This is a genomic window from Phenylobacterium aquaticum (assembly GCF_022695515.1).
GTDB lineage: Bacteria > Pseudomonadota > Alphaproteobacteria > Caulobacterales > Caulobacteraceae > Phenylobacterium > Phenylobacterium aquaticum.
This window is the reverse complement of sequence record NZ_JALDPT010000043.1, coordinates 23,613-35,426: the sequence shown is the minus strand read 5'-3', so window position 1 is coordinate 35,426 and position 11,814 is coordinate 23,613. Positions and strand designations below refer to the sequence as shown.

The following is an 11,814-nucleotide window of genomic DNA, read 5'->3' as shown; positions in this document are numbered from 1 at the left end:
AACTCGCCGCTGGCCAGCATGTCATTGGCCAGTTGCACTGCATTCTCTTGATTTTTCAAGAGAATGTTCCAGATTTAGCACGCCGCCCGGGCCGGCGACCAAACACCTCAAAATGGGTAAGCGTCTGCATGGGCCGGACTATCCGGCGCAGGTCTTTACGCAAGATGAAATTACCCGGTTTGGGGACAATGCCCGGGTGTGGCGCGCGGTCGCGGCTAACCCCCCGTCACCCGGTAGGCGCAGCGTCGGGCGCCGTCCAGAACATGCTCCGTCCGGGTCACGACGGCGGGCGCGAGCAGCCGGGAGAACAGGTCGAGCTCCGCCCGGCAAAAGCCCTGGCAGGCCGCCGCCGCCGCGCAGATCGGGCAATGGTTCTCGATCAGCAGATAGGTCCCGTCGGCCTCGCGCCGCCACTCGGACATATAGCCCTCGGCGCTGCGCAGGGCCGTCAGCCGCTCCAAACGGATCTCGAGGTCAGGGTCCGCGCCCAGGGCCCGGCCATAGGCCTCCGCGGTCGCCTGTTCGCGCCGGGTCACCAGCCGGTCGAGCCCCTCCGCGCCGAACTCCTCGCGCACCGCCTCGATCAGGTCGACGGTCATCTGGGCGTGGGTGTCGGGGAAACGGGCCTGGGCCTTGCCGGTCAGGGACCAGACCTGGCGCGGCCGGCCCACCCCGGCGCGCGTGGTGACATGCTCGACCAGCCCCTCGGCGGCCAGCTTCTCCAGGTGCTGGCGCGCCGCCTGGCGGGTGACGCCCAGACGGCCGGCGACGGCCAGGGTCTGGGCCGGGCCTGCGGTCTTCAGCCAGAACAGGATATCGTCGGGGGTGTTGCGCATTTGACAATCTAACGATTGCAAAAATGCGTGCTTCCGTCTAGTCCCGACCCTGAGAGTTTGTAAGCCTGGGAATTGTCAAATGAGGACGCCGACGCCGGGAAGCTGGGCGGATGTGCTGGGCGAGGGTCGTCTGCCGCGCTTCGTGCTGATCTGTCTTGGCGTCTGGCTGAACGCCGCCGACTCCCTGGTCACCGCGACCATCATGCCCAGCGTCGGTAAGGCGTTGGGCGGCTACGCCTATTTCGGCTGGGCGACCGCCGGCTACCTTCTGGGCTCGGTGCTGGCGGGCGCCAGCTCGGGCCTGCTCGCCCGTCGCTTCGGCCTGCGCCGCGCCACGGCGGCCGCCGCCGCCCTCTACGCCCTGGGCTGCGTTATGAGCGCGGGCGGGCCGGACATCGCCACCTTCCTGGCCGGCCGCCTGCTGCAGGGGATCGGCGGCGGCTGGGTGGTGGGATTCTGCTCCGTCGCCATCGGCCTGATGTTCCCCGACCGCACCCTGCCCAAGGTCTACGCCGCCATCACCGCCGTCTGGGGGGTGGCGAGCCTGCTCGGCCCGCTGATCGGCGGGATCTTCGCCGACGCCGGAATCTGGCGCTGGGTGTTCTGGTCCTTCGCGATCCAGGGGCTGGCCGTGGGCGCGGCGGCCTTCGTCATGCTGCCCAAGGGCGAGGACGGGGAGGCGGGGGCCCAGATCGCCTGGCCCAGCTGGGGCTGATCGCGCTCGGCGTCGTCGCCATCGGCCTGGCCGACCTGGCCGGGGATTTCGGACGCTCCTCGGCGCTCACCCTGGTCGGCGTGCTGTTGTTGATCGCCATGGTCTGGGTGGACGAACGCGCCGTCGCCCGCCTTCTGCCCAAGGGCTCCGGCGACCTGCGCACCATTCCGGGATCCGGCTATGCGGCCATGTTCCTGCTCACCGCCGCCTCCATGGGCTTTGGCGTCTATGGGGCGGCGATCCTGCAGACCCTGGCGGGGCTCAAGGCGCTCACCGCCGGCTATGTCATCGCCGCCGAGGCCGTGGCCTGGACCATCGCCGGCTTGGCCGTTTCCAACCTGACCGGCCTGTGGTCCGGCCGCATGATCCGCCTGGGCGCGGTCTGCTCGACCCTGGGGGTGGCGCTCAGCGCCTTCGCCTTCCCGACCGGCCAGGTCTGGCCGGTGCTGGTGGCCGGGATCGCCCTGGGGGGCGGCTTCGGCCTGTCCTGGGCCTTCATGGCGCAAAAGGTGCTGGCCGGCCTGGCGGACGCCGAACGCGGGGTGGGCGCGGCGGCCATCTCCACCGTCCGTCTGACGGGATCGGCGGCCGGCGCCGCGACCGCGGCCGCCATCGCCAACCTGACGGGCCTCGCCCATGGCCTGACGATCGAGACGGCGCAGAGCGCCGGGGTCTGGGTGTTCGCCGCCGCCGTGCCGGTGGCGCTGGCCGGGCTCGCCGCCTCCTGGCGGCTGGGCTCGGAGCGGACGACCTTCAGCTAGGCGGCGCGGTCCAGGGCGTTCATCATGGTCTGGACCTGGTGCAGCATCCGGGGCTCGCGGGACAGCTCATGGATGGTCTCGGGCTGGGCCATGACCCGCTTGGCCTCCAGCCGGGCGCGTTCGGTCGCCGGCCCGATGGGGGCCGTCTCGCCCATCGCCATGCGGATCAGCAATTGCAGCTTCTGCACCGGCGGCAGCGCGGTCTTGCGGAACTGGGCCAGGACCTTGGCGTCGGCTTCGATCTTGCCGCCCAGATCGCCGATGATCTGCAGCAGGGGCTCGATCCCGGCTTCCTTGCCGCCCGACCGCGAGATGCGGCGATAGAGGGCGGCCAGCTGGTTCAGCCGCGCCTGGGCCGGCAGCTTGGTCGACTTGATCTCGGCGTCGAACTTCAAAGAGGTGACGCAGGACTGCAGCCAGCGCACCGCCTGACGCTTGTGGATGCCGCCGACCACGCTCTCCATCAGCCGGGCCAGCGCCAGGGCCTCGTCCATCGGGGTGCGGGCGACCTTCAGATAGGCGGTGACGAATTCGGTGCCGACCATGGCGTGGGAGCGCGAGACGAAGGCCTCGTGCACCGCCTCGGCGCCGCCCAGGTGCTCGGCGGCGGTCATCAGGGTGATGGCGAGCACGCGGGTGATCTCCACCTCGCCCTCGGCGCTGGCCGGACGCAGGCGCTTGGGGCTGGCGATCTCCCCCAGGATCTTGCGGCCGAGCGCCAGGCGCAGGCCATTGACCCGCGGCTCGGCCAGGAACCGGGCCAGGCGCTCGCCGATGGCGGTGGGCTTGGGCAGCAGTGTGGCGGCGACGGAATCGAAGGCGGAAACAGCCTCTGCCACGTCCGGCGCGCTGAGCTGGGCGAGCGCCGCGATATGGCCGGCGGGGTCCAGCTCGGGCCCCAGCAGGTCGGCCATGGCGGCGTTGATGTTGAAGATCTCGGCCATGGGCATGGCCAGGACGTGCATGGCGAGGTCGCGGCCGGGGCCGTCCTCGGGGGCGGCGTCGGCGAGGTTCAGCACCCGCTCGACCTTCGCGCCCCAGTCCTCGGCGCTTTCGAGATAGGCCGCCACGGCGCCGCCCAGCAGGAACAGCCGGTCATGCACATCCGCCAGGTCGTCGCAGATCTCCGCGAAGGTGGAGAGCGACAGGGCCGCGAAGCCGTTGGCCTGGGTGGTCACGCGCAGGCGGGTCGCCGCCTCGTCGATCACCGGGTGCAGGGACTTGATCACCTCATGCACGGTGGAGCGGCGCAGCAGCGCCTCCGGCACGGCGAACTTCTGGACCGCGTGCTGATATTCGCCGCCGGCGTTGCGCAGGGTCTCGGAGAGATCGAGCCGATGGATCAGTTCGAAGGCGGTGATCTTCTTGCGGGCGAGCCAGGCCTCCAGCACCTCGGCGATGCGGGCGCGGGCCATGGGGCCATAAAGATCGGCGCCCGTGCGGCAGCGCGGCGGCGGCAGGTCGCCCGACGCCAGCTTGCGGGTGACTGGCGAGGTGAAGTCGCCCTCCCGGCGGATGACCAGGGGCGTGAACTTGCCGGACTTGGGATTGCGGGTCTCGCGGACGACCATCACGGCGATGAACTCCCCGCAGCCGATCATCTCATTGGCCATCTGCAGGGCCCGAGACTGGTCCTCCAGCCAGGCCTCAAGATGCATGGCCGCGCCGGGGCGACGGGCAAGCACCTCATAATGTACGAGCTCCTCCATGAGCCCATTATGGGGAGTCGATCTTTACGGCTGGTGAAGCCGCGCGCGCTCTTCAACCCTGCGGCGAGACGCCGCAGGGGAGAGAAAATATCACCGTTATCCGACGCTTAGAGCTGGTCCAGTCCGTAGGCGGCGTGCAGGGCGCGGACCGCCAGTTCGGTGTAGGCGGCGTCGATCAGGACGCTGATCTTGATCTCGCTGGTCGAGATCACCTGGATGTTCACGCCCTTCTCGGCGAGCGCGCTGAACATCGACTTGGCGACCCCGGCGTGGCTGCGCATGCCGACCCCGATGACCGAGACCTTGGCGACGTCCTCGTTCACCTGGACGTCCTCGAAGCCGATCTTCGGCTGGCTGGCGCGGACGATCTCGACCGCGCGCTGGGCGTCGCGCTTGCCGACCGTGAACTCCATGTTCGCGGTGTCGGCGGTGCGGGCGTGGCTCTGGACGATCATGTCCACATTGACGTTGGCGTCGGCCAGGGCCCCGAAGATTTCCGAGGACACGCCCGGGTGATCGGGCAGGCCGAACAGGCTGATCTTCGCTTCGTCGCGGCTGTAGGCGACGCCGCTCACGATCCGCTTTTCCATGATCTCTTCCTCGTCGCACACGATGGTGCCTTGGCCCGGCGCTTCGCCCGGCTCGACAAAACTGGACAGCACCCGCACCGGCACGTTCTGGGCCATGGCCAGCTCGACCGACCGGGTCTGCAGGACCTTGGCGCCCAGCGAGGCCATTTCCAGCATCTCCTCATAGGAGATCTTGGCGAGCTTGCGGGCCTTGGATTCGATGCGCGGATCGGTGGTGTAGACCCCGTCCACGTCGGTGTAGATGTCGCAGCGGATGGCCTTCACCGCCGCGGCGACGGCCACGGCGCTGGTGTCCGAGCCGCCCCGGCCGAGGGTGGCGATGCGCTGGTCGCGGGTCACGCCCTGGAAGCCGGCGATCACCGCGATCTCGCCCTTGTCCATGGCGGCGATCAGGTTCTCGGGCGGAATGTCGTCGATACGGGCGCGGCCGTGGGCGTCGTCGGCGATGATCGGAATCTGCCAGCCCATCCAGGAGCGCGCCGGCAGGCCCATATTGCGCAGGGTCATGGCCAGCAGGCCCGCGGTCACCTGCTCGCCGGACGCTACGACCACGTCATATTCGTCGTCGGAGGGCGTCAGGCCCTGGGCGGCGGGGCCCGCGCCGTCGGTCCAGGCGACCAGCTCATTGGTCTTGCCGGACATGGCGGAGACCACCACGGCCACCTGATGCCCGGCGGCGACTTCCGCCGCCACCAGCCGGCCGACGCGCCGGATGCGCTCTAGGTCGGCCACCGAGGTGCCGCCGAATTTCATCACCAGCCGGGACATGGGCGCTACGGATATGGCTCCGCTCAAGGAAAGGGCGCGCCCTTCTAGCCACGGGAAACGCGCGGGGCAACGGCGCGCTTCGACTTCCGCCGCAGAGCAGGCTAATAAGGCTTCATGACGCCTGCGTCCTCCATCGACCCCGCCGAAGTCGAACGCTTTTCCCGGATCGCCGCCGAGTGGTGGGACCCCAAAGGCAAGTTCGCCCCCCTGCACAAGTTCAATCCCGTGCGCCTGGCCTTCATCCGCGACCAGGCGGCCCTGAGGTTCGGGCGCGACGCTGCGGCCCGCGAGCCGTTCAAGGGATTGCGCCTGCTGGATATCGGCTGCGGCGGCGGCCTGCTCAGCGAGCCCATGGCCCGGCTGGGCTTTTCGGTCACCGCGGTGGACGCCTCGGAACGCAATATCGGCACCGCCAGCGCGCACGCCGCGGCCCAGGGGCTCGAGATCGATTTCCGCGCCTCGACGGCCGAGGCCCTAGAGGCCGAGGGCGTCGCCCCCTTCGACGTGATCCTCAATATGGAGGTGATCGAGCACGTGGCCGATCCGGGCGAGTTCCTGCGCAGCTGCGGGCGGCTCCTGGCGCCCGGCGGCCTGATGATCGTCGCCACCCTGAACCGCACGCTGAAGGCCTTCGCCCTGGCCAAGGTCGGGGCGGAATATGTGCTGCGCTGGCTGCCGGCCGGCACGCACGACTGGTCGAAGTTCCTGCGTCCTGACGAACTGCGCACGTTCCTGCGCGACGAGCCCCTGGCCATGCAGGGTCCGTTCGGCGTCAGCTACGATCCCTTGGGCGGCCGCTGGTCCCGCTCGTCCGACTGTGACGTCAACTACATGATGACGGTCACGCGGGACGCGGCGTAAAGAGCAGGCGCAAGGAATTCTCCATGGCTTCTCTTCGCGTGCTCGGCCACGCCTTCCGCGCCTGGCGGCGCAATATGAGGTGGGCGAAGCATGACCCGGAGACGCCGTATCTCGCCGACCTGTTGTCCGGTTCCCCCGTCTGCCTGCATGTCGGCGCCAGCGACGGCCGCCATTCCTATGTGATGACCCAGGTGGCGCCGGACGCGCGGATCTACGCCTTCGAGCCCTCGGCCTTCACCTTCGAGGTGCTCAAGACCTGCCTGGCCTGGCACGGCATTGACGGCCAGGTGATCCCGGTGCGGGCCGCGGTGTCGGACATGGCCGGCGAGCTTCTGCTGATCACGCCCAAGAAGACCTCGGGGCGCATGGGACGCGCGCTCGCCTATGTCGCCGAGGCGCCGCCCGCCGGCAAGGTCAGGCCCGATCTCGAGGACGCCGGCGTCGAGATGCAGCCGACCCCCGTGGTGACGCTCGACGGCTTTTGCCAGGCCCGGGGCGTGGGCCGCGTCGACTTCATCCGCATGGATATCGAGGGCGCCGAACAGAAGGCCCTGGAGGGCGCCGCCCAGGTCATCGACCGCGATCGGCCCCACGTGCTGATCGAGATCCATCCGGACATGCTGGCGTCGCGGTTCGGCGGGTCGGCCGAGGCGGTGGTCGAGATGTTCCGGTCGCGGGGCTATCGCATGTTCGCCCTCAACGCCGACCGGCTGGAGGAGCGCACCACCCTGGTGCCCGGCGCGCCGTGGAAGGACTACTTCTTCATCCACCCGTCGCGGGCGCCCAAGCTGCCTGACGGGGTGTTCAAGGCGCGGATGGCGGCCTAATCTGTCCCCTGGTCGCAGTTCGGGGGGACGGAATGTCCGACTTCAAGAAGGTCGAGTTCTACCGCGGCAAGCCGTCCAGCCTTCCCCGCTTCGTCTATCGCAGACTGACCCGCGCCTTGCAGGCGGCCGGCGACGCGCCTGAACCCCGGTCGGAGGCCCTGACCTCGGCGGTGCAGGAATTGCTCTCCGGCGGCGATCCCGATCTGCGGAAGTTCAAGTTCACCCTGCCGGATTTCCTGCGGCGCATCCTGACGCCCGAGGAGACGGCCCGTTTCACGGCCGAGACCGAAGCCAAGCGCAAGCACGCCGCCCAGCTGAAGATGGTCTTTCCCCATGTCAGCGACGAGTTCAGCCTCAATCCCGAATTCCTCGAATCCGTGCTGCATTTCGGCGGGGGCCCAGAGGTTCCCCGGACGGGCGGTTCTTCACGATCGGCTCGTGCTTCGCCCGCAACATCGCCGAGTTCCTGAAGAACAACGGCGTCGAGGCCGAGACCTACGCTCTGGCGGAAGATCTCAATTCGCCCATTTCCAACGCCTTCATCTTCCACCTCCTGGGACAGTCGCCCGAGGCGCGCCTAGCGATCGTGGCGGACTGGGTCTCGCGGATCTTCCCGGAAATGGCGCCCGATCAGGTGCAGGCGGCGGCGGGCGTGCGCTGCGAGGGCATCGACCAGCTGGCCCGCCAGCTGGTGGGCGCCGACTGTGTCGTCCTGACGCTCGGCAATGTGGTGGACTTCTTCCGCGAGGGCGCGGACGCCGATCTGCCGCTCGTGGAGAAGATCTTTCCGAAATTCGTGGCCATGCCCAGTTCCGAGGACATCGGACAGCGGGCCAACGCCGCCGCGCGCGCCAAGAAGCTCGGCGCGACCCTGCGGCTGGCGTCCTACCAGGAGACCTCCGAGGCGATCGAGGCCTGCATCGCGGGCATCCGATCCATCACCGCCGCGCCGCTCATCGTCACCCTCTCGCCGGTGCCGGTCGATTCCGTTATCGGCCTCGACGCCAAGGAGCTGAAGAGCGCTGTGGAGGTCGACTGCGTCAGCAAGTCCCGCCTGCGGTCCGCCTTCGACGAGATCCTGCTGCGTCAGGTCGAACGCGGCGACCTGTACTATTTTCCCTCTTTCGAAATCGTCCGCTGGATTGCGCCTGTGACTCCCATACCCAACTTCGGCCTCGACGACGCGGCCTCCCGCCATGTGTCGTCACCCATCCTGGACGCGATCTGCGGGTCCTTCCTGCGGCGGTTCATCCGCTGGTCGCCGGCCGCCGACGTTGTCGCGCCGGTCGCTGAAGCGGTGTCCTGAACATGGGCGAGAACCTTGCGCGCCAGCTGGCCTATGGGATCTTCAACGCGCCGATCCGGCCGTTCCCCTATCCGCACATCTATGTGGAGAACATCTTCCCGAAGGAGGTCTATGCCCGCCTCCAGGAGAACATTCCCCACCCCGACGCGATGATCCCGATCGAGCAGGCGCGGAGCGTTCGCGGCTACAAGGAACGCTTCGTGCTCGACATCTCCAGCCCCATGGAGACGGTCACCGATGAGCAGCGCGCCTTCTGGCGGGAGATGCGCGACGTGCTGCTGGGCGGCGGCATCCGCAACGTGTTCCTCAACAAGTTCAAGGCCCAAATCCAGGAGCGGCTGAGCCAGATGGTCGGCGCCGCCCTCTATGACGAGAGCCTGCTGGTCGAGGACATCACCCGCTATGCGCTCGGGCCGCACACGGACGCGCCGCCCAAGGTGATCACGGTCCTCTTCTATCTGCCGCCGGACAATTCCCAGATCCACCTCGGCACGTCGCTCTACATGCCCAAGGACCCGGCACGCCGCTGCCCGGGCGGCCCGCACTATAAGTTCGACGAGTTCGACCGGGTCGCCACCATGCCCTTCGCCCCGAACAGCATGTTCGCCTTCGTGAAGAACGACCTGTCCTTCCACGGCGTCGAGCCGGTGACCGATCCGGACGTGAAGCGCTGGCTGCTGCTCTATGACATCCGCGTGCGCATGCCGGCCGTCCAACCTGCGCCAGTCGCGCCGGACACCGTGACCACGGCCTAGCGGACTCGGGTCCGTCGTCCTAAACCTTGCCGCAACAAGACAAGGTGCGGGAGGGCGACGGATGCTGGCTTTGATGATGGACCGGGCTCTGAACCTGCCCTCCATCCTGGAATATGCGGCGCTCTATCACGGCGACCGCGAGGTCGTGACCCGCACGGTCGAGGGCCCCATCCATCGCTATGATTACGCGTCCGCCCTGGCGCGCTCCAAGCGGATGGCCAACGCCCTGGTCGCCATGGGCGTGAAGCCGGGCGACCGGGTGGCGACGCTCGCCTGGAGCACCCACCGTCACTTCGAACTCTATTACGCGGTGAGCGGGATCGGGGCGGTGCTGCACACCATCAATCCGCGCCTGCATCCCGACCAGGTGGCCTGGGTCGCCAACCACGCCGAGGACTCGGTCTTGTTCTTCGACATCAGCTTCGGCGAGCTGGTGGGCGACATCGCCGGCAAGATGGCCGGGGTGAAGACCTTCGTCGCCATGACCGACCGGGCGCATCTTCCCGCCCAGGCGCCGGCCGGGACCCTGGTCTATGAGGAGCTGATCGCGGCCCACGCGCCGGACTTCGTCTGGCCGGAGGTGGACGAGCGGGAGGCCTCGGGCCTCTGCTACACCTCGGGCACGACCGGGAACCCCAAGGGGGTGCTCTACAGCCACCGCTCGACCGTGCTGCACGCCATGGCCCTGGTGGCGCCGGACACCTTCGACCTCGGCGCCCGCGACGCGGTGCTGCCCTGCGCCCAGATGTACCACGCCAACGCCTGGTGCACGCCCTATGCGGCGCCCCTGGTGGGCGCGAAGCTGATCCTGCCGGGCCGCCATCTCGACGGCCCCTCGATCTGCGAGCTGGCGGTGGAGGAGGAGGCGACCTTCCTGCTGGGCGTGCCCACCATCTGGGTGGGCGTGCTCGACCATCTGGACCAGACCGGCGGCAAGCTGACGACCGTGCGCAATGTCGCCATCGGAGGCTCGGCGCCCACCGCGTCCCTGGTGGCCCGGGTCGAGGAGAAGCTGGGCGCGACCGTCCGCCAGATCTGGGGCATGACCGAGACCAGCCCCTTGGGCGTTATCAACACCGCGCTCGCCAAGCACGCCAAGGAAGGCGTCGAGGGCGCGGCGACCCGCAAGCTCAAGCAGGGACGGGGCCTGTGGGGCGTCGATCTGCGGATCGTCAATGACGCTGGCGAGGTCCTGCCCCGCGACGGCAAGAGCCCTGGCCAGTTGCAGGTGCGCGGGCCCTGGGTGGCGTCGGCCTATTTCAAGAACGAGGGGGCCCAGGCCTTCACCGCCGACGGCTGGTTCGACACCGGCGACATCGCCACGATCGATCCGGAAGGCTATCTGCGCCTGACCGACCGGGCCAAGGACGTCATCAAGTCCGGTGGGGAATGGATTTCGACCCTCGATCTCGAGGACGCGGTCTGTTCGCACCCGGCCGTGGCCATGGCCGCGGCGATCGGGGTGCCCCATCCCAAGTGGGACGAGCGCCCCCTGCTGCTGGTCGTCCTGCGCCCCGGCCAGACCGCCGATCCCGAGGTCCTCAAGGCCCATGTCGCCGAGCGGGTCGCCCGCTGGTGGACGCCGGACGAGGTGCGCATCGTCGAGGCCCTGCCTATCGGACCGACCGGCAAGGTGCTGAAGCGCGAATTGCGTGACCAGGTCGCCGCTTCTGTCGCCTGATCGGGCGAACCCGGCTTGAGGTTTCGCGTTCTCAACCCCAGCTGAAGCTGGTCGGGATTGAGGACATGTTCGTGGCGCGCAGACGACCCAAGGGAGTGCTGGAGATCGGCCTGGCCGCGGTGACCGCCGCGGCGACGGGACGGACCGAGCATGCCCCGACCGCGGCGGACTATCCCGACCATGTCGTCCGGCGGATCACCTTCCGGGCCGGCGGCGAGCTCGGCTGGCGCATCTCGGCCCTGACCACCCCGCGCGAGCGCACCGCGCCCTGGAAGATCGTGGTCGTCACCGGCGCGCCGTCCTGGGCGGAATACTGGGCGCCGGCGCTCGCGGCCCTGCCGCAGGATCGCGAGATGGTGGTCGTCGACCGGCCCGGCTATGCGGGGTCGGAGCCCATCGAATATGTCGGCGACATCCGACTGCAGGCGCGCGCGCTCGCCCCCCTGCTGGAGGCCAAGCCGGGGCAGAAGGTGCTGCTGGTCGGCCAGTCCTACGGGGCGGCCATCGCCACCCTGATGGCGGCCGGCGCCAAGCCCGGGCGGCTCGGCGGCCTCGTCCTGCTGTCGGGCTATTTCGGCCATTCGGGCCCCACCGCCGACTTCCTGCTGAAGACCGGCTCGCGCCTGCTCAAGCTGATCCCCCGCGACCTGCGCCATGCGGTGCTGGAGGTGTCCAACCAGCCGCAGCAGCTGGACGGCGTGCGCGCCGCCCTGACCCGGCTGCGGGTTCCGGTCCATGTCATCCATGGCGACCGCGACGACTTCGCCCCGATCGAGATCGCCGAGGCCCTGGTCGCCGAGACCCGCTCCCGGCGCCCCGTTCGGTTCCAGAAGGCGCCGGGGGCCGACCACTTCCTCAATGACGGCCCGGTCGACGTCCTGCTGGCGGCCCTGGAGGACTGCATCCCGCCGTCGCGGCCCAGGCTCACCTGGCCGAGCTGGCCCAAGATCGCCTGGCCCTGGAGCCGGATCCAGCCCTCGGCCGCGGGCTGATCGGGACCCGGGC

Annotated in this window: 12 protein-coding genes; 9 read left to right on the top strand and 3 right to left on the bottom strand. The window is 69.1% G+C overall.

Features of this window, described 5'->3' with window-relative positions:
- Window positions 1–215 precede the first annotated feature (215 nt).
- Window positions 216–836, bottom strand: a complete 621-nt coding sequence (locus tag MQH10_RS22920; RefSeq protein WP_242566304.1) for a helix-turn-helix transcriptional regulator — start codon at window positions 834–836, stop codon at window positions 216–218.
- 79 nt (window positions 837–915) lie between these two features.
- Between MQH10_RS22920 and MQH10_RS22915 the strand changes: the two genes are divergently transcribed.
- Both MQH10_RS22915 and MQH10_RS22910 read left to right on the top strand, forming a co-directional pair.
- Window positions 916–1,551, top strand: a complete 636-nt coding sequence (locus MQH10_RS22915; protein ID WP_242566303.1) for an MFS transporter — start codon at window positions 916–918, stop codon at window positions 1,549–1,551.
- Window positions 1,552–1,631: 80 nt separating this feature from the next.
- Window positions 1,632–2,312: an MFS transporter gene (locus MQH10_RS22910; protein ID WP_242566302.1), complete on the top strand. Its 681-nt coding sequence runs from the start codon at window positions 1,632–1,634 to the stop codon at window positions 2,310–2,312.
- On the opposite strand, the gene MQH10_RS22905 is transcribed toward MQH10_RS22910, so the two are convergent.
- A complete protein-coding gene (locus MQH10_RS22905) occupies window positions 2,309–4,021 on the bottom strand; it encodes a hypothetical protein (RefSeq protein ID WP_242566301.1) in 1,713 nt (570 codons plus the stop codon). The genes MQH10_RS22910 and MQH10_RS22905 overlap by 4 nt on opposite strands.
- 107 nt (window positions 4,022–4,128) lie before the next feature.
- Window positions 4,129–5,379 (bottom strand): aspartate kinase, encoded by a 1,251-nt coding sequence (locus tag MQH10_RS22900; RefSeq protein ID WP_242566300.1) that lies wholly within the window; start codon window positions 5,377–5,379, stop codon window positions 4,129–4,131.
- Between the two features lie 114 nt (window positions 5,380–5,493).
- Between MQH10_RS22900 and ubiG the strand changes: the two genes are divergently transcribed.
- The 7 genes from ubiG (at window position 5,494) to MQH10_RS22865 (ending at window position 11,801) form a co-directional block, all read left to right on the top strand.
- Window positions 5,494–6,240, top strand: a complete 747-nt coding sequence (gene ubiG, locus MQH10_RS22895) for a bifunctional 2-polyprenyl-6-hydroxyphenol methylase/3-demethylubiquinol 3-O-methyltransferase UbiG (RefSeq protein ID WP_242566299.1) — start codon at window positions 5,494–5,496, stop codon at window positions 6,238–6,240.
- Window positions 6,241–6,263: 23 nt separating this feature from the next.
- Window positions 6,264–7,067 (top strand): FkbM family methyltransferase, encoded by an 804-nt coding sequence (locus MQH10_RS22890; protein ID WP_242566298.1) that lies wholly within the window; start codon window positions 6,264–6,266, stop codon window positions 7,065–7,067.
- Window positions 7,068–7,099: 32 nt separating this feature from the next.
- Entirely contained in the window at window positions 7,100–7,537 is a 438-nt protein-coding gene (locus MQH10_RS22885) for a hypothetical protein (RefSeq protein ID WP_242566297.1), read from the top strand.
- Window positions 7,432–8,373 carry a GSCFA domain-containing protein gene (locus MQH10_RS22880; protein WP_336605208.1) on the top strand — a complete coding sequence of 314 codons (942 nt, stop codon included), beginning with the start codon at window positions 7,432–7,434 and terminating at the stop codon, window positions 8,371–8,373. Before MQH10_RS22885 ends, MQH10_RS22880 begins: the two co-directional genes overlap by 106 nt.
- A gap of 2 nt (window positions 8,374–8,375) precedes the next feature.
- Window positions 8,376–9,128 carry a hypothetical protein gene (locus MQH10_RS22875; RefSeq protein ID WP_242566296.1) on the top strand — a complete coding sequence of 251 codons (753 nt, stop codon included), beginning with the start codon at window positions 8,376–8,378 and terminating at the stop codon, window positions 9,126–9,128.
- A gap of 61 nt (window positions 9,129–9,189) precedes the next feature.
- Window positions 9,190–10,809: a long-chain fatty acid--CoA ligase gene (locus MQH10_RS22870; RefSeq protein WP_242566295.1), complete on the top strand. Its 1,620-nt coding sequence runs from the start codon at window positions 9,190–9,192 to the stop codon at window positions 10,807–10,809.
- 71 nt (window positions 10,810–10,880) lie between these two features.
- Entirely contained in the window at window positions 10,881–11,801 is a 921-nt protein-coding gene (locus MQH10_RS22865) for an alpha/beta fold hydrolase (protein ID WP_242566294.1), read from the top strand.
- Window positions 11,802–11,814: the final 13 nt, after the last annotated feature.